Origin of the sequence: Corynebacterium gottingense, from assembly GCF_002285125.1 — a bacterium.
Taxonomy (GTDB): Bacteria; Actinomycetota; Actinomycetes; order Mycobacteriales; family Mycobacteriaceae; genus Corynebacterium; species Corynebacterium gottingense.
The window spans coordinates 1-18,119 of the sequence record NZ_NSGN01000004.1 but is presented as its reverse complement, the minus strand read 5'-3'; the positions used below and the strand labels follow the sequence as shown (position 1 = coordinate 18,119).

The 18,119-nt window shown below is 53.2% G+C and carries 16 protein-coding genes and 2 tRNA genes; 15 read left to right on the top strand and 3 right to left on the bottom strand.

The annotated features are described in order from the left end of the window. The first annotated feature begins 77 nt into the window (after nucleotides 1–77). Together CKJ82_RS04995 and CKJ82_RS04990 are read left to right on the top strand one after the other, a co-directional pair. Nucleotides 78–644, top strand: coding sequence for a DUF501 domain-containing protein (locus tag CKJ82_RS04995; RefSeq protein WP_095537278.1), 567 nt, complete (start codon nucleotides 78–80; stop codon nucleotides 642–644). Continuing rightward, nucleotides 641–1,597, top strand: coding sequence for a Ppx/GppA phosphatase family protein (locus tag CKJ82_RS04990; RefSeq protein ID WP_420838545.1), 957 nt, complete (start codon nucleotides 641–643; stop codon nucleotides 1,595–1,597). Before CKJ82_RS04995 ends, CKJ82_RS04990 begins: the two co-directional genes overlap by 4 nt. Nucleotides 1,598–1,603: 6 nt before the next feature. On the opposite strand, the gene CKJ82_RS04985 is transcribed toward CKJ82_RS04990, so the two are convergent. After that, a complete protein-coding gene (locus tag CKJ82_RS04985; protein ID WP_095537277.1) occupies nucleotides 1,604–1,876 on the bottom strand; it encodes a hypothetical protein in 273 nt (90 codons plus the stop codon). A gap of 125 nt (nucleotides 1,877–2,001) precedes the next feature. Between CKJ82_RS04985 and wecB the strand changes: the two genes are divergently transcribed. From wecB to wecC, 11 genes are all read left to right on the top strand, one after another. Further along, nucleotides 2,002–3,150: a non-hydrolyzing UDP-N-acetylglucosamine 2-epimerase gene (gene wecB, locus CKJ82_RS04980; protein WP_095537276.1), complete on the top strand. Its 1,149-nt coding sequence runs from the start codon at nucleotides 2,002–2,004 to the stop codon at nucleotides 3,148–3,150. A 368-nt stretch (nucleotides 3,151–3,518) separates the two neighbouring features. Continuing rightward, nucleotides 3,519–4,817, top strand: coding sequence for a glycosyltransferase family 4 protein (locus CKJ82_RS04975; protein ID WP_095537275.1), 1,299 nt, complete (start codon nucleotides 3,519–3,521; stop codon nucleotides 4,815–4,817). A 4-nt stretch (nucleotides 4,818–4,821) separates the two neighbouring features. After that, nucleotides 4,822–6,390, top strand: a complete 1,569-nt coding sequence (locus CKJ82_RS04970; protein WP_133064021.1) for a glycosyltransferase — start codon at nucleotides 4,822–4,824, stop codon at nucleotides 6,388–6,390. 92 nt (nucleotides 6,391–6,482) lie between these two features. Then, a complete protein-coding gene (locus CKJ82_RS11615) occupies nucleotides 6,483–6,812 on the top strand; it encodes a hypothetical protein (protein WP_133064020.1) in 330 nt (109 codons plus the stop codon). A 4-nt stretch (nucleotides 6,813–6,816) separates the two neighbouring features. Next, nucleotides 6,817–9,459 (top strand): glycosyltransferase, encoded by a 2,643-nt coding sequence (locus CKJ82_RS04965; RefSeq protein ID WP_095537273.1) that lies wholly within the window; start codon nucleotides 6,817–6,819, stop codon nucleotides 9,457–9,459. Continuing rightward, nucleotides 9,452–10,318 (top strand): hypothetical protein, encoded by an 867-nt coding sequence (locus CKJ82_RS11610; RefSeq protein ID WP_165765390.1) that lies wholly within the window; start codon nucleotides 9,452–9,454, stop codon nucleotides 10,316–10,318. Before CKJ82_RS04965 ends, CKJ82_RS11610 begins: the two co-directional genes overlap by 8 nt. Continuing rightward, nucleotides 10,311–11,267 (top strand): hypothetical protein, encoded by a 957-nt coding sequence (locus CKJ82_RS11605; protein WP_133064018.1) that lies wholly within the window; start codon nucleotides 10,311–10,313, stop codon nucleotides 11,265–11,267. The genes CKJ82_RS11610 and CKJ82_RS11605 overlap by 8 nt, the downstream gene beginning before the upstream one ends. A 3-nt stretch (nucleotides 11,268–11,270) precedes the next feature. Next, nucleotides 11,271–12,914 carry a heparinase II/III domain-containing protein gene (locus tag CKJ82_RS04955; protein ID WP_095537271.1) on the top strand — a complete coding sequence of 548 codons (1,644 nt, stop codon included), beginning with the start codon at nucleotides 11,271–11,273 and terminating at the stop codon, nucleotides 12,912–12,914. 169 nt (nucleotides 12,915–13,083) lie between these two features. After that, nucleotides 13,084–14,031, top strand: coding sequence for an ABC transporter permease (locus CKJ82_RS04950; RefSeq protein ID WP_095537270.1), 948 nt, complete (start codon nucleotides 13,084–13,086; stop codon nucleotides 14,029–14,031). Further along, nucleotides 14,015–14,827, top strand: coding sequence for an ABC transporter ATP-binding protein (locus CKJ82_RS04945; protein WP_165765389.1), 813 nt, complete (start codon nucleotides 14,015–14,017; stop codon nucleotides 14,825–14,827). Before CKJ82_RS04950 ends, CKJ82_RS04945 begins: the two co-directional genes overlap by 17 nt. A 103-nt stretch (nucleotides 14,828–14,930) precedes the next feature. Then, entirely contained in the window at nucleotides 14,931–16,169 is a 1,239-nt protein-coding gene (wecC, locus tag CKJ82_RS04940) for a UDP-N-acetyl-D-mannosamine dehydrogenase (protein WP_095537268.1), read from the top strand. A gap of 220 nt (nucleotides 16,170–16,389) precedes the next feature. Here wecC and CKJ82_RS04935 read toward each other — a convergent pair. Then, nucleotides 16,390–16,465, bottom strand: a tRNA-Asn gene (locus CKJ82_RS04935). A 123-nt stretch (nucleotides 16,466–16,588) separates the two neighbouring features. On the opposite strand from CKJ82_RS04935, the gene CKJ82_RS04930 reads away from it, so the two are divergent. Further along, nucleotides 16,589–16,662: transfer RNA gene (locus tag CKJ82_RS04930), tRNA-Ile, on the top strand. A 63-nt stretch (nucleotides 16,663–16,725) separates the two neighbouring features. Here CKJ82_RS04930 and CKJ82_RS04925 read toward each other — a convergent pair. After that, entirely contained in the window at nucleotides 16,726–17,163 is a 438-nt protein-coding gene (locus CKJ82_RS04925; RefSeq protein WP_095537267.1) for a hypothetical protein, read from the bottom strand. Between the two features lie 204 nt (nucleotides 17,164–17,367). On the opposite strand from CKJ82_RS04925, the gene CKJ82_RS04920 reads away from it, so the two are divergent. Beyond that, nucleotides 17,368–18,119: DDE-type integrase/transposase/recombinase (locus CKJ82_RS04920; protein ID WP_165765388.1), on the top strand; the 752-nt coding region annotated here is incomplete at its 3' end.

Genomic DNA, 18,119 nt, shown 5'->3' with positions numbered 1-18,119 from the left:
AATCGTGGCCAGACAACTGCATCCAACCTACCCGCCGCGCCCAGTGCCCCGTGCGCACGCTATGCGACAATAGCCCCATGCAACACGAAACCCCCACGCAGGACGACCTCGCCACCGTCGCCGAGCAGCTCGGCCGCGCGCCCCGCGGCGTCCTCGCCATCGCCTACCGCACGCCCGACGCCCAGCCAGCTGTGCTCAAGACCGCGCCAAAGCTTGACGACGGCACGCCCTTCCCAACCCTCTACTACCTCACAGACCCACGCCTGACCGCCGAAGCGTCCCGGCTCGAGGTCGCCCAGGTGATGAAGTGGATGGAGTCCCGCCTAAACGAGGAGTCCGGCAACGGCGAGGCGCTGCGCAAGGACTACCTCGCCGCGCACGAGCACTACCTCGCCGAGCGCAACGCCATCGAGGACCTGGGCACGGACTTCTCCGGCGGCGGCATGCCGGAGCGCATCAAGTGCCTCCACGTGCTCATCGCCTACGCGCTTGCGGAGGGCCCAGGCCGCGTCCGCTTCGGCGACGAGGCCGTCGCCCTCGCCGCAGAGCACGGCAACCTTCGCGGCTCCGCGGTCCCCGCGGATTGGCCCACGCTCGAAGACCTGGGCATCACCCTCGACGAGGCAGGGGAGGGGCTCGCATGACCACCCCACAGCAGGCACCGATGACCGTCGCCGCGGTCGACTGTGGCACCAACTCCATCCGCCTCCTCATCACGCGCCGCGACGACGACGGCACGCTTACCGAGGTCACCCGCGAGAACACCATCGTTCGCCTCGGCCAGGGTGTGGACGAAACCGGTCGTTTCAACCCGGAGGCCATCGAGCGCACCCGCCAGGCGCTTGCCGGCTACACCGAGCGCATGCGCGCCGAGGGCGTGCAGCGCGTCCGCATGGTCGCCACCTCCGCCACCCGCGACGCCTCGAACCGCGAGGACTTCTTCGCCATGAGCCGCGAACTCCTCGGCCAGATTCAGCCGGGTGCGCAGGCTGAAGTCATTTCCGGCGACGAGGAAGCGCGCCTGTCGTTCCGCGGCGCCACGGCGGACATCGACCCCGCCCGCGGGCCCTTCTGCGTCATCGACCTCGGCGGCGGTTCCACCGAGTTCGTCATGGACCAGGGCGCGCGCTCCACCCAAATGGGGTGTGTCCGCATCACCGAGCGCTTCATGCGCACAGACCCGCCGACCGCCAAAGAAACCGAGTCCGCGCGCGCCTACATCCGCGATCGCATCGCCGAGGCCGCCGAGGTCGTCCCCTTCGCCCAGGCCCGCACGTTCGTGGGCTGTGCGGGCACCTTTACGACGCTTTCTGCACTCGCCCAGGACCTCGACTCCTACGACCCCGCGCGCATCCATATGTCGGAGATCCCCTTCGAGCGTATGCGGGAGGTCACCGCGGACCTGCGTGCTCGCACCTCGTCGCAGCGCCTCGAGTACGGCCCGATGCACCCCGGCCGCGCCGACGTCATCGGCTCCGGCTCCACCGTCGTAGAGGAGATGATGGATGCATTTGCCGGCAAGGCCGACGCCTCCTCCTTCATCATCAGCGAAAAGGACATTCTCGACGGCATCGTGTCCGGCCTACTGGCCGACTAGCGCAAGCTAGTCCTCGTCCGGCTCGAGGATCTGGTCCTCGAGCTCCGGGTTCTTCTTCCCCCGCAGCCTGCGACCCTTGCGCAGGTCCTTGACCTCGCGCATGCGCGGCTCGGGGTCAATCTTGTTCGCGATGGCCTTACGGGTGGACTCCACCACCTGCTTGGTTACTGGCGAGTTCACCGCTGCCTGGGTGGCGTTGACAATCTGGTGGTAGCGCTTGCGGCCGGCCTTCGTGCCGAATACGTACCCGGCGGCTGCTCCGACAACGAATTGATACATGGCCCCCACCTTACTTGTGGGGCACGCCAAGGCAACGTTGTTATGCCGGATACGGTATTTTGAGTAGGAGTACCTAGAACTAGACCCGGCTGCGAGGAATTGTGTCTTCTCAACAACCTAAAGTTATGACCGTTTACGGCACCCGCCCAGAGGCGATCAAGGTAGCCCCAGTTATCAAGGCACTGGAGGAAGATGACAGATTTGAGTCTGTCGTTGTGTCGACCGGCCAACATCGAGAGATGCTCGAGCAGGTGAACAAGCGCTTCGGGATCGAGCCTGATCACGACATGGGACTGATGAAGCCGGGACAGTCCCTCAATGAGCTCGTCTCTCGGGCAATTCAGGGTCTTGATCCAATCATTAAGTCCGAAGCCCCCGACGTCATCATCTCTCAGGGCGACACCTCGACGGCAATGGCTGCTGCTCTCGCAGGCTTCCACAGTGGGGTTAAGATCGTTCACCTCGAAGCGGGGCTGCGTACCGGCAATATTTTCTCCCCGTTCCCGGAGGAAGCAAACCGCAAAATTATTGGCCAGCTCGCCAGCCTCCATCTCGCGCCGACCGAGCAGTCCAAGGAAAACCTTCGCCGTGAGAACTTCCGCAGCAAGGACATCGTGGTCACGGGCAACACGGTGATCGACGCCCTCTTGGCTGCCAAGGAATGGGACGTCGCATTTGATGACGAGCGCCTCCAGACCCTGCAGGACAATGATCAGAAGGTCGTGCTGGTGACCACCCACCGTCGCGAGAACCTCGACGCGATGACCGAAATCGGAGGTGCGGTGCAGGACCTTGCGAAGGCATACCCCGATTACGCGTTCGCACTCCCGCTCCACCTGAATCCGAAGGTCCGCGATGCGGTGCTTCCTGAGGTTGAGGATCTGCCAAACGTGATCATCACAGATCCGCTCCCGTATGACCAGTTCACTGCACTACTGAATCGTGCGTACCTCGTGCTCACCGACTCGGGCGGTGTGCAGGAAGAAGCGCCCTCGCTCGGTAAGCCGGTTCTGGTCATGCGCGAGAACACTGAACGCCCTGAAGCTGTGGTCGCTGGCACAGTGAAGCTCGTGGGAACAGATCGCGAACGAATTGTGGCGGAGTCGAAAAACCTTCTCGATCAGGACGCTGCCTATGAAGCGATGGCGAATGCGATTAACCCTTACGGAGATGGACAAGCAGCTCAACGATCTGTTGCAGCGGTGGCAGAGATGCTTGAAGTTGGAAAACGGCTGGCGGATTTCATGCCGACGGAGCTTCCAAAATCAGTTTGAACAGATCACGACTTATTCGATAGAGCACAATAGGAAACTGTGAACCTGTCTGGTGCCGAACTACCAGAGATTTCGCTCCTTCTGTTGTTATTAGAATCACCAACAGGTGGGTTTTTCAAAATGCTCGTCTATTAGGAACATAAGCTAGTAGGTTGCGACTTGCCTGGTGTTCTGTCCGCAAATTGAGTCAAGACCGGCAATCGTATTCTGCCCGCCAAGAAGTAGAAGCCTCCAAGCCACGAATCGGCAATGAAAATGGCCCACCGGAGCGACAGGGGGCGAACCTCGATGCCGGGCGCGTGAGGGTAGACTTGAGGAAGTTGGTTAGTACGTTTATTCAACTTATTAGTATCTAAAAGGAGCTCGATTTGAAGATACTCGTGTTTTCTCAATATTGGGCGCCTGAAAACGGGGTTCCGCAACGCCGTTGGCAATGGCTGACGGAGCTCTTGATTGGTGAGGGGCACGAACTTTTAGTAGTAGCTCCGCCACCCCACTACCTTCGAAAAGTTCAGCTCGGGGATTGGATTAAGCAGAGGAAGAGCTACCGAGTAGGTCGTATCGACAGAGGCGTACACGGTGAGCAAATCTTGAGAAGTGGTTTCTTGCCTGCGGGGAACTCGGTGACTGAAAAAATAGTAAATCAGGCCTCGGTGGCCGTCGGCATGTCGTTAGAGTTGGTTAAATCTCGTGAAACACTAACGAGATTTAATCCAGATCTAATCGTTGGTACCGTACCTGCAATCCCGACCGCGTTAGTAGCTTTTTTGGCTTCAAGAGTGATGAGAACGCCGTACGCTATCGACTTGCGCGACGCATGGCCGGACCTTCTAGACCAATCGAGTGAGTGGAATCGTGGTTTGGGTAAGAAGTCATTCAAGGAGCTGCTCTTAAGCAGGGGGCCCCTGCAGATCCTGCAATTTACTGTGCGGAAAGTGCTTGATATGGTCCTTGAACGAGCAGATGGATTGATCGTTACGTCTGGCTATTTGGAGAGGCAGCTCAGCAGGAAGTTTGAAACTTCCGCTAAGAGGCCAATCACTACCATACGAAACGTCTTCCCTTCACACTCGACCGCCCAAGAAAGCTCAGTCGAGATGCGGTCTCGTAGTGAACTCAACGTTCTCTATGCTGGGACTCTTGGCCGCGCGCAGCACCTTCAAAATGTAGTTCAGGCGGCAAGAATCGCGCGCGATTTGGGTCTAGTAGTATCCCTCCGATTTGTCGGCGCAGGTTCTGCAAAAAAGACTCTCATTAAGGATGCTGAAGAGGGAGGGGTATCCATTGAATTCGTGTCACAGCATCCGTCAGATGAATTGTCGAATTTTTATGATTGGGCGGATACCGCGCTAGTTCACCTAACGGATTGGGAACCACTTAGGCGCGCGGTTCCATCAAAAACATATGAACTGATGGAAGTAGGAAAACACATCAGTGGCGTCGTCGAAGGGGAGGCTGCAGACCTCATTCGTGAGCTAGGTGCCGGACATGTTGTTAAGCCTGAGGATCCTTACGCGCTTGCTCAGCTTTGGCTTTCTCTAGCTCGGGACCGCAAACTCCTTCAGGTAGATCGTAAAGCATCGCAATGGGTACGACACGAGAGAGAGTCGGTCGTACCGAGCCGGTTAAATAGCTTTCTCTCGGCTTTGGGCGGTGAAGGGGTCTAGGCTCATGCGGAAACTTCGTGGCACCGTCTTTTTAGCTGGATTCTTGTTTTTTCAAATGGTAATCAGCCCGTCGGAGCTCGTAGGGAAGGCTAGCGAGTGGTCCCGCAAGAAGGGAAAGCGGAATCTCCATCGTTGCATCGAGCTTTTTTGGTCAGCGTTCGGGGCGAGTTCCAAACAAAAGATATGGAACTATTCGGATTTCCTATCATCATATGAGTCGCTCCCGTTTCTTCAAAAACTACGAAATACTGGTCGTTTCTTGCAGGTAAAGCGAGAAATGACTCTTTTTACTATTGATCCGACAGCGAGATCGATTGACAATACACAAACCTTTCAATCCGAGCATTGCGTATTAATTATTGCAACAAATTCCTTACCGTATACGCAATCGGGTTATACCCTTCGCACGCACGAAACGGCAAAAGCGCTTGTAGCCAGTGGAATGGAAGTGCAGGTGGTTACACGATACGGCTATCCCCTGGTGATAGGTGAACGGCCGGTGCAGGACAGCGAAGTGGTAGACGGGATTCGATATTGGCGTGTGCTTCCTCGAGCGTTTCATCCTGGTGTGATGCAGCAGATTGACTTCGCCGTAGACCGGGCTAGCACAATTGCCCAAAGCTTTCACGCAAATATTGTTCTCACTACCACGGACTTTCACAATGCAATTGTCGCGCAGCGGGTCGCAGCGCGATTGGGGGTTCCGTGGATTTACGAGATGCGTGGGGAGCAAGAGAAAACTTGGTTGAGTAAGCTTCCTGCTGCCGACCGACAGCTTGCGCGCAATTCTGACAAATATCTGTGGACGGTCCGTCAAGAGGCTAAATTCGCCCAAGATGCGGACGCTGTTGTGACTTTGGCTAGCACGCTTTCGGATGTTGCAATAAGTAGAGGGGTCTCCGAAGCTAAAATTTTTGAAATACCAAATGCTATCGGCGATACCATCTTTGACATCAAGCTGAACAAGCAAGACGCGCGCCGTCAGTGTGGACTGCCAGACGAAAACATCATCGGGTACGTCGGGTCCATAGTTCGATACGAAGGCTTGGAACTTTTGCTATATATGGTGGCCTTGGATAGAAGCGTTCGTGTACTGATAGTAGGGGATGGGGAAGATTTGCCGAGGTTGATGCGTTTGGCGCAAGCGCTAGGCGTCGAAGGCCGCGTGCATTTTGTTGGGTGGAAGCGACCCGAGGAAGTCGCCATCTGGTACAAGTGTCTAGATATGTTTGTAGTTCCCCGCGAGGACTGGGATGTATGTCGAAGTGTTCCTCCGCTCAAGGTTCTCACTGCCATGGCGTTGGGGGTGCCAATTCTGAGCGCTGACCTACCAGCGCTTAGGTATATAACTGGGAATTTGGGAACCTATGTGAAGGGCAGATCTGCCGACAAGTACCTGGATAAAATGCAAAAACTTCTTGAGGCTCCACCGGATCCTGAGCCACTAATCCAATGGGCTAAGTCGCACACCTGGAGTCGCAATGCTGTGGAATATGAGGTAATATTCAATCGTCTTAAGCGGAGAAATAGTTCAAAAATCAAGGTGCTAAAACCCGAAAATCGGGCAAAGTAGGGTCTACCTTTTACCTATAGATGAACTGTGTGGTTAGGCAGATTTGAAACGGTAGACCGCTGGTCTTGAATTGTCGGAGTATGGAGAGACGAATGGCGCAGGAAAGCTTACGACTGCGAGCGCAGAATTCTCGCAGCGGAGACGCGGATACAAACTATGCTGGGGTGACCCATTTTGTAGGTGAGTTGATTGATGAGCTTGATGGGGTTTATGCCAAGTTAGCGTATGAAGCGGATCGAGATGAACGTCTCTTGAAAGGCATCTCAAAGCGGGAACGGGAAATCGAACTGCTGAAGAGTCGAATTTCGAGCCTCGAGACAAGAGAAAAGCAATTGGAAGCAGAGTTGCAGCGGTTGAAGAATACGAAGGGTTATAGATTGCAACAACGCTATTGGCGACTTCGTAAAGCTGCAGGGAAGTGAAAAAATGAAAAGTAGTGCAATATCTAATCAGCTGAAACGAATTGATGCCCTGCGGGTTACGGTGCAGAGGGCGAAAAAAGACCTCAAGAAGCTCAAGCGTTATTCCTCGAACCTAGTATTTCGAGACGCAGTTGAAGGCGAGCACGACTTCTTTCGTCCGTCCACTGGCAGACAGGAATATATGAAGCGGTGGGATCACTATCGTCCCCAAGTCGAATCCAGAATCTCATCTTTGCTGGCGGAGTCGGCTGAGCTGCCGGCCTCTGAAGCGCAACGTTGGGACAGAAGACGCAATGTAAATATCGGCATCGTCGCAGATCCCTTCCTATTTGAATCTCTCGAACCAGCCGCAAACTTTATTCCGGTCACACCGCTTAACTACGAGGAGGTGGTTGCTAAAATTGACCTTCTTCTAGTTGTTTCAACGTGGCGTGGATTGGACGGAGAATGGCACGGAGCTTCGCAGAAGGCTTCATCGAAGCGAAAGCTCCTGGAATTGAAGGTTATTCCTCTTGCCAAAGAAAGAGGTGTCCCAGTTGCATTTTATTCGAAAGAAGATCCGCCAAATTACGAAACGTTCCTAAGCACTGCTAAGCGTGCTGATGTGGTTTTCACTTCTTCAATAGAAAAAGTGAAAGCATACAAGAAGGATCTTGGGGAATCGGTACCGGTATTCCCGATCCGGTTCGGCGTCAACTACAAGAAGCACAACCCTCTAGGGTGTATGAGGCACGAGGGTCGGGAATTAGTTTTTGCCGGCTCGTGGATGGCTCATAAGTACAAGACTCGTGCGCGAGACGCAAAGCGAATTTTTGACGGGGTAAATGAATCATCGTCCAGCCTCACGATTGTGGATCGAAATCTCGATTTGGATCCGGAGAAGTTCTCGGATCCTGACCGATACCTTTATCCCGAGGACTTTCTTCCAAACCTTCACGGTCCACTCGACCATGATGAGGTCCTCCGTCTGCAGAAGTTGCTGCCTCTAGCGATTAATTTGAATTCGGTAGTGGGAAGCCAAACGATGTTTGCTAACCGCGTAGTTGAGCTCTTGGCGATGGGAACGTTGGTTATCTCGAACTACAGTGCTGGCGTCAATTCACTCTATCCCTCGGTTGCGTTGTTGCATTCAGAGCTAGACACAAAGAATTTCATCGACACCCTATCTCCCGCGTATATCAGATACTGTCAGGCTGAAGGTATTCGTGAGGTTTTTAACAATGACACGGCATTTGACCGGGTGGACCAGATCCTCGACGCTGTTGGGGTGGACTACGCCCGACAGGATCACAGAATTCTAGTTGTCGCGGCATCGCGCACTCAGTTTGAGAAGTTCTGTGAAAGCCAAGAGACTGAACGTCCTCTGACGTACGTATCCGCCGAAGAGTGGGACTCTCTGGTCGGTGGCGTCGACGGCGACGTAGTAATTCGCCTGGATCGTCTCACGGTGTCGGGTCCAGACATCGTGAATGATGTTGTCGCGACCTTCAGGTATTCGGATGTGGCGTCTCTGAAATTGCTGCCTTTTGATACCGAAGAGTTGGCGTATGAACCTGAAAACGTCGACTACCCTGCGAACCAGTGTGAGGTGTTCTGGCTAGAGCAAGGTCAAAAGGCTGCTGAGACGCGCGTCGCATCCTCTTTGGCGATTCTGACGAGTTGCTCAACATTTAAAGTTCGTGAGGAAAAGAACTCTTATGACTTAACTGTCATTGTGCCGACCTACAATAACGGCAAGCACCTCATTCACAAGTGCTTCAATTCTCTTTATCGGGGAAGTGCCTTTGAACGAACAAAGGTTTTAATAGTCGACGATGGATCAACCAGTCGAAAGACACGTGCTTGCGTCGAACTGCTAGAGCAGCGGTTTCCAAACGTTGAAGTTTACCGATTCCCTGAGGGAGGCTCAGGAAGCGCCTCACGTCCTAGAAACAAGGGACTGGAACTCACTACCACGCCGTATGTGACTTATCTGGATCCTGATAACGAGCAAGTACGTGATTCGTATGCGACCCTATTGAATGCTTGTAGAAGTCAAGATGTCGACTTTGCAATTGGCAATATGCTTCGTTTCAAAGGAAACGTTGTCACGGTAAACAACGCGAAGGTTTTGAGGGCAGCTAAGGCTAAGAGTGCGCCATTAGACGGCTATAACAAAGATCTCATCCAAAAAATGAACTTTCAGCCGATGAGTATTCAGGCTCTTGTAGCGTCTACTGAGTGGCTAAAATCACTCGGACTTGAGCAGCCGGTCGGTGCCGTAGGGCAAGATTCGTATTTCTTCCAGCAGATGATTTTCTATGCGCGTTCTATCACGATCACTACGCGCCCGATCCACGCATACTACGCAGCGGTTACGAACTCGACGGTGAATTCGATCTCTCCAAACTTTTACAGGAAGTATGTAAGCCTGGAGGAAGCTCGAAGTTCATGGCTGAAGTCGGTTGGGCTGTACGATGAGTATGGAAAGACAAGATTTAAGAAATTCCTCGAGGGATGGTATTTCGGCAAGCTCAACCAGGTTGCGCCCGCCGAACGTGCCGAGTGCTTGTCAATTCTAAGAGAAATTACAGCGTTGTATGGGGAAAGCGTAGTGAACGATCCAGACGTTATCGCGTTGTTCGCCGACGCTGATGCGGATGTCTAATGCTTTTGAGGAATGGCCGTGCGTTCACCCCGAAACGAGCCCGACCGCAATCTCAGCGTCAAGCGGGCGATTTAAGTTTCTTTTCAACGGTTACGCTGTTCCGTGTAACTTTGTGAAGAGCGAAAAATCGTCATCTCGTCTACTGGTTACTCTAAACGGAGCTGTAAAGCGGGAGGCTGACAAAGATCCGCGCGAGATTTTCCAACGTAGAACTTGGTCGGATGAGTTTGAGTCCAATGTGCTGATGATTTCGGATGCTACGCTGCACCCGTCCAACAATATCCAAATTGGATGGGCGCAGGGGAACGGTACTGATGCACTGATCTCGGGAATGGCGAAGAGCGTTGAGTTTGTTCGTGATTCACTCGGAGCGAGGAATGAGGACATAGTATTTTTCGGTAGCTCTGCCGGAGGCTTCCAAGCAGTAGCGCTACATAGCTGGTTTCCAGGATCTAGGTTCTTGGTCAACAATGCCCAGTTTGATTGGACCCTTTATCATCCGACTCACTCTAAAAGGATCGCTGCTCACTCTTATGGGGGGCTCGATATTCGCCATGTTCGAAAGTTGTATCCCAACATGTGCAACGTGTTTTCTCGATTTGTAAATGACCGCTTACCTATCGCTGGTCGCTACTTGGTAAACGTCGCCAGTCCGGCTGATTTCGGTAAGCAACTCCCCGTGCTCACTTCTTTTATGTCGGCTCGAGCCAAGTTACAGCCTAGTATTGGTATGGATATTTCGGTTGGTTATTATGCCGATCCCAAAGCCGGTCATATGCCTTTGAATCGAAAGGCGACATTAAGGGAAGTTGCCTCTCTGCTAGAAGGGGTAAGTGTAGAGGGAGCGAGCGTTGACTGACCTCAATTACATACTCGACGTAGCGCGACGGTTTTCCGACCGCGCTGAGCTATCCGTTGGGCGGAGCAAACAGTCTTCAACAATCGCAAAGTTGTTATTCGATGCGGCTGAGTCGAATCTTGCGAAGCGGATGCTAATGCAGCTTGCTCTGTGGGATGGTTCTAGGGTTCGCAGCCGTTTCGTGACAGACGTTTTGTGCCAACAAGCCTGTGAGTGGGCGGCTCTGCCGTTCGCGGGTCACGGAATTACCGATTCTAAGAAGGGGTGGCAGTTAAGGCGGCTTCGTTCCGTTCACGACTCCGTGCGTCCACCAGCTACGCGGGCTAAAGCCGGCTTGTTCTATGTACATCCAATTGGCGATGCTCTGTTCGTAAAATGTGAAGGGCAGCAGGGTACAGGCAGCCGGTTGGCGTTGGAAGATGGAGTGGAAAGCCTCCTGCGAGTTGTATTCAATAACGATTTGAAGTTTTGCAATGAGACGTTGCTTTTCGACGCGGATTCGTTCAACGAAATTTCCGTTGAGAGCTTCGTTGAACTTCTGGGTTCCTTGTCGGTCCTCTGGCCCATCAACATCGTGGGCATCGGCAAGGAGGAGTCGATAAAGTCTGTTTGGGAAAGGGATTTGTCGACTCCGGAGAACATTTTTTGGCTGTTGCGAGAGAACGAAAGGCTTGTTCCTCTCGGATGTGCTGGGCAGCCGATCAGTAAGCTGCAAGCGGGATGGCCCAACTGCGAACTGACTTTGGATGAGTTCCTGATTGTTCTGCAGTTTGCAAAAGCTGAAGTCCTACTACAATTAATCCCTGACAAGGCCTCGCGGGACCGTTTCACTTGTGAGTATATCGAGGAACTCTCGATCGGACGAAACGACCTCGCCAATCTTTCGCTACCGGCTAATTTTCAGACCGTTCAAAAACAGATTTTGGAACTAATTGAGATGGGAAAATAGGATATGTTCGACGCAAAATGTGTTTTGCCCCTTATCGGAGGATCTCAAAGCAAGCCATCCGCGGTTCAAAGGCGAATAGCGGACAAAGCTTTGGAAAACATTATCGAGCCATTTCCGAATTACGCCGACATTAAGTTTGGGCCCAATTTTGATTGGGAACACAAAGAACCTGGAATTGAGACGTCCTTTCAGCTTTACCTCCAAAATCTGAGGGTGGTCGGTACGTTGCTCGCTGAATTTAGCAGGTCGCAGAACATCGCATATTTGGAGAAATCAGAGGAGATTGTCCTTAGCTGGGTCGAGTACGTGGAGGCCGGAAACGCTACAGAGATGACCTGGTATGACCATGCTGTAGGCGCACGGTCGAGGGTTTTGATGCAATTCCTCGCTTGCATGGATGAAGCGGGGCGGGATTATGATCACGCGCGCTTCCGTGCGCTGCTCGAGCGCCATGCGAACCTGCTGATGGATGATTCACTGCATCGGATGAATAACCATGGTTTGATGATGGACATGGCCTTGATTTCAATGGGCCTCGGGCTTGAGCGCATGGACTACGTTTACCACGGACTTGGTCGAGCGGAAAGTATCTTCTGGCAAACCTTCAGCGAAACTGGAATGCATCAGGAAAACTCTCCCGAGTATCACAATATGGTGTCCAGGATGTACCGCGAGCTCGAGCACTTTTTGATGCAAAATGGAATGTCATTTGGTTCAGGTGTTCTCCGCAAACTTGAGTTCTCAAGTCGGCATATGAATCGACTAGCTAAGCCAGATGGAAAAATTCCCGCTATTGGTGACACCGGCAGCCAACGGGCGGTGAAATCCTTCAACTGGGATAGTTTTCATGATTCCATGAGCGGCTTTTCTATCCTCAAGAGCGAGGAATGTCGAGCTTATTTGGCATTTATTTGTGGATATTCGGCGAAAGCTCATAAGCATGCTGATGACTTAAGCATCTTACTCAACTTCCAGGGTGAGGATTTTTTTGTAGACTCTGGCAAATATAACTATGGGAAAAACAAATTCCGGAGTTATGTAGTGTCTTACAAGGCGCATTCGTCTTTTACTCCAAACCGTGCTTACGCTCGCCCGGAAGACAATAGGTACTCGCGCGTCATAGCAACGGATCATTACCTGGATTCGTCAGAGTTTAAACTAGCTTCTGGGCACAATCGGGGGTTTAAAGGTGCAAGATTGCGACGCTCCGTTTATATGGTTCCAGGTCACTCAGCGATTGTGATTAATGATTTGGGGCAATCGTCAAGTAATGAGGCTTGGGTTCACCGTTTTGTCTTGTCACCTAAAGTTGAAGTCTCTGATGTCGGGCCCGGACGTGCGACGCTAAAGGCCGGCGAGGCTGAAGTGACTCTCGAGTGGTTGGGTTCAGAAATGCCAAATCCATCTATCGAGAGCGGTGCAATCGGAAAGAACTCTGTAAAAGCTGTGATTTCACAAGCGACCAACCGCGTCGCAAAAACCAAACATCTCGTGTTTACAAGCAAGAGAGGAAAGGCTGTCGATGCGAGCCTTGTAATCCACCTCGGTCCCGGATCCTCTACTCGTGTGGATGATTGTGGCACCTATTTTGCTGTGTCAAGCCAAAATTCGCACGGAACGGTCCAGCTACCGAAGTTTCAGATCTGAGATTGTGATCTTCAATGCAACGTAACCGTCGAGCGCTCTTTGCTTCATTGTTGCGGAGTTCCCGGTCCAAGTTCAGCTCGTGTTTGATTGGCGCGGTAGCAGAAGAGTACATTTGACGTCCTGTGTACTATTTTGAGATTGCATAACGCATGCGCAGGAGGAAGACGAAGTGGCCAAGCACCTGAAAAAAATGGGCGCTAAAGGTGGAAGCGGGGTGTTTTCAACTCCATCGATTCAGGACGAGGTCGACGACGCTACCTCAACATCTGATCTGCTGAGAATTGATACTTCCGGCCTTAAGGAGCTAAATTGTAGACCGAGCCTCGTGCGGTATGTTCGTGATCTTCACGACTGGCGACACTTTATTTTCGCGGACGCAAGAAGTAAAGCCCTGAATTCTGGCCGTGGAATGTTTTTGGGGCGTGCCTGGCTTGTTCTGCAGCCTCTTTTTGATGTCTCTGTGTATGCAGTAATTTTCGGTTTGATTCTCCACGTATCCCGAGGAATCGAAAATTACATAGGCTACCTTGTGATCGGCGTCGTGTTCTTTCGCTACATTTCGAGAGGGATCTCCTCAGGGGCTGGTTTGGTTCAATCATCGCGGTCACTTATAGCATCATTTACTTTCCCTCGAGCTGCGGTTGTCTTTTCGGCGGTGATACGACAGTTTCTGGACAACCTCATTCCCCTGGTCGTTGCGTTGACCCTCGCGTTCGCCTATCAATTTCCCGCCGGGCCGAGCTGGACACTTGTTCTTCTTCCTCCTCTTTACGTCTTAGTGCACGTGTTCATCCTCGGGTTGATGCTTTTCATATCGAGGGTGACCGCTTTCATCCCGGACATTAAGCCGCTCATCGGGCTTTTTAATAGGGCCCTGTTTTTCACCTCGGGAATCTTCTATTCGCTAGAGCGTTTTGATGGACACCCTGTCATGGCGGCAATCATGCAGGGCAACCCTGTCTACCAATTTCTTACCGCTGCTCGGGACATCACTATTTACGGGGTGGTGCCACCATCGACAACGGTTCTGGCTTTGTTGGCTTGGACCGCAACGCTCTTTCTGCTGGGATTGATCTATTTCTGGAATGCGGAGGAGCGCTATGCAACAGTCGGCTAAGCCAACTGTGGTTGTCCAAAATGTATCGAAGAACTACACGCTAAACGCTCAAGGTTCGGACAAGTTCATTCTTCAACGTCGTACTCGTACGGTACCGGCAGTGAAACCCCTGAGCTTTGTTGCCTACTCCGGAGAGTCCATAGGCGTCTTGGGTAAGAATGGCTCGGGGAAATCCACATTGCTCCGGTTGATTGCCGGCACCGAGAGTCCTACCACTGGTCGCATACTGGTTTCTGAACGGCCAACTCTTCTGGGAGTGTCGGCGGCATTGCAGCAGAACCTTTCCGGTCGGCAAAATATTAAGCTCGGTCTTTTGGCCATGGGACTGCCTCCAGAGAGGGTTCGGACTTTGGAATCGGAGATCATAGAATGGGCCGACCTTACCGACGCAATAGATCGACCTTTGAAAACGTATTCATCAGGGATGGGTGCTCGACTCAAGTTTGCAATTGCCACCGCCGTGAGAGCTGACATCCTGTTGGTCGATGAGGCGCTCTCTACCGGAGATAGCACATTTGCGGCAAAGGCGCAGAAGAGGATGGATGGATTTCTAGACGCTTCCGGAACGGTCTTTTTGGTGTCGCATTCAGCATCGACTATTGAAAAAAATTGTGATCGCGCAATCTGGTTGCATCAAGGTGAACTTGTCACTGACGGAACGCCGAAGTGGGTTGTCACGCTATACCGCCGCTGGAGTAAGGCGGTTGCATCAGGCCGAGCTAAGCAAGCCGAAGCGATTTTAGAGTATACAAAAAAGAAGTACGTGCCCGTGAGAATAGAAACTCATTCGGTATAGGACCATCAGCCATCAGATTGAAGAGTTTTGGGTCTGCTAGGATCTGAGACGTAGCCGATTCGGTCCAGAATGGGCTAAAAGATTCCGATTAGTGGGAGATTCTATGCACGTCGCCTTTGTAGGATTAGGTTATATTGGTTTGCCAACCGCGGTTGTTTTGGCGAACAGCGGTGTGAATGTCACGGGTGTTGATGTAAACGCCGGAAATGTGGAGCGGATTAACCGCGGAGAAGTGACAATTGTTGAGCCCGGCCTCGAGGAGGAATTGAAACAGGCTCTAGACAGCGGACGGTTCACTGCAGCTACAGAACAGCCCCATGCAGACGCATATATTATTGCCGTTCCTACGCCGTTCCTGCCGGATCACTCGGTGGACATGAAGTTCATCTACTCGGCAGCGCAAGCGATCGCACCGAAGTTGGAGGGAGGTGAGATCGTGATTCTGGAATCCACTTCTCCGCCGCTGACTACGGAAAAGATGGCAGCAAAGATCCTCGAGCTTCGGCCAGATCTTGTGGCAGACGGTGCCGAGAACCCGGATGCGAAGTCGGTGGTCTTCTTTGCACATTGCCCCGAAAGAATTCTGCCTGGTCGAGCGATGGAAGAACTCCGCACCAACGATCGTATTATTGGTGGCATGAGTGCGGAGGCTACTCGACGGGCTACAGAAATTTATGGTAGCTTCTGCAAGGGCGAACTGCTTCAGTCAGATGCAAAGACTGCAGAGCTGGCAAAATTGACCGAGAATTCTTTCCGCGATGTAAATATTGCGTTCGCAAACGAGCTTTCGCTTATCGCAGACGATTTAGGAATTGACGTTTGGGAGCTCATTGAGCTGGCCAACCATCACCCGCGTGTAAACATCCTGCAGCCGGGTCCCGGTGTGGGCGGCCACTGCATCGCCGTAGACCCTTGGTTCATTGTTTCCGCTGATCCTGAGAATGCAAAACTCATCAAATTGGCCCGTGACGTAAACGACGGAAAGCCTAGCTGGGTTGTTGATAAGGTTAAGCAAGCGGTAGATGGTGATGTTGCTATTGCGGTACTTGGTCTTGCATTTAAAGCTAATATTGATGACCTGAGGGAGTCTCCTTCCCTCGAAATCGCCGCGGATATTGCAAGACAGCTTACAGCTAATAAAGTACTTGCAGTTGAGCCAAACATTGAGACACTTCCTAACAGCCTTGCTGAAATTGGGAATGTTGAACTCGCGAGTCTGGACGACGCGGTGGAAAAGGCAGATGTGGTTGTTTTGCTCGTGGACCACGATGAATTCAAGCAATTTGATCGCGAACGCCTGGCTGGGAAAAAGGTCGTTGATACCAAGGGCGTTTGGCGGTAGCGAAATTGTCGCAGCAAAGGGCCTTTCCATTTTGAACGGTAGACGGGGCCCGAATCTACTACTGAGTCCGTAGGCATACTGACGCGTCATACGGGCTCAGATTTGGTTCTTAAACTCTGACTTGTTTATGACAGCAAAGTAGGACTCGGCTAACCAGTTATAGTGAGCGTAACCCGATGCGCAACCGAGCAAAGCCCGGGGATGCGGAAACCCCGGGCCTTGGCTCCTCCAACTGGGCTCGAACCAGTGACCCTTCGATTAACAGTCGAATGCTCTGCCAACTGAGCTATGGAGGAATACCTTCTCAGTATATGGGGATACGACCGCGATGGGAAATCCGGCCGGATCTTGTCCGAGGCTGAAGGTCGCGTGCGATGTTGTGAAGGGTATAGTTTTTACAGCGCTTTTGCGTTGATCATGGGGCTATAGCTCAGTCGGTTAGAGCCGCGGACTCATAATCCGCTGGTCGCGGGTTCGAGCCCCGCTGGCCCCACACATAGCCGGTGGCCGGAACCATGATTGGTCCGGCCACCGGCGTTTTGGTGTCAATCCTTGATTAGAACCCGGGGAAGAGGACCCGGTTCTTCTTGCCCGCTTGGATCAGGGCCATCTTGATGGTGTCAAAGACGAAGAGGTCTCCGCCCGGTGCCGCGAAGACGGTGGCGCCGCCGCCGTTGCGAACAGACATCGGGCTGAGCTTCTCCGGGGGCTGGGTGAAGCCCTGGTTCCAACAAAGCTCGCCGACCCAGCCCTTTTCCACCTTGATGGCCGGAATGAGCTGCTGCGGCGGATTGCATTCCGGGTGAGCGGGGCGAGCGGCGTCGGAAACACACAGGGTGGTGTGGGAGGTGGGGTAGTCGTAAATCTCGCAGCGGACATCGCCGCCTTGGTTGGAGTAGGTGTGCGTGGAGGCTTGGGCGGCGGGTGCGGCGAAGGCCGCGGCGGCGAGGGTGGCGGCGCTGATGGCGAGGGCCGCGTGTGTACGGGATTTCATGGCTTGCTCCTAGTGCGTCGGCAGGTCGTGCGGATGTATGGCACGTGTCACTGAGGGTAGTTGTTGCGCGCGTGCATTTAGTAACACCGTGGTGAGTATCGGGTAACGCGATGGTGAGTATCGAGTAACACTGCAGTTTTCGGGGGAAGCTCTTTGGTGACCGCGTGACTTCAGGGCACGCGGCATTGCCAAAGGAGTCCGATTGTGACTGACTACAGGGCGGTGATGGACCTTGTGCTCAAAGGTTGGTCCGTTCGCCAGATCACAGCGGCGATGGGATGCTCGCATTCCACCGTGCAAAAAGTTCGTAAGATGCTGCAAGCAGAGCAGATCACGACCACGGCCCAGATTGCTGGGCTTAATGATGAAGCCGTAGCTGTGCTGTTTCATGACGGAAGATCCACAGGTCAGGGTGTGTTCGTCCCGATCGATTTCGATTCCGTGGTGAAAGCACGGACCGGAAGACATAAGACCACGCTGCAGGTCCTGTGGGGCAAGTACACCTCAAAGCCAGCGCTGCCGGGGCAGCGGTACTACAGCTACGAGCGGTTTCGCCAGCTTGTGGCGCAGCATGTTGATGCCACCGGGGTAACCGCCCGGATCGTGCACGCACCAGCTCACACTATGCAGGTGGACTGGGCAGGAACGAAGATGCGCTTGTTCGACCCCACCGGGGGACGTCCAAGCAAGCTCAGTGTGTTTGTCGCCTCGCTGCCGTATTCCGGGATGCTGTTTGCTTGTGCGTGTAACAACGAACGACAACAAGCGTGGCTGGACGCGCATATGCAGGCGTTTGAGTACTTCGGCGGGGTGGCAGAGGTCATCGTCCCGGATAACGCCTCGACGGCATCGAACGCGATCAGCGCCGCTGATCGCAATCGTCGTGTCAACACCACGTACGAGGAGTTTCTGGAGCACTACAACACCGCTGCGCTGCCAGCGCGGGCGAGACGGCC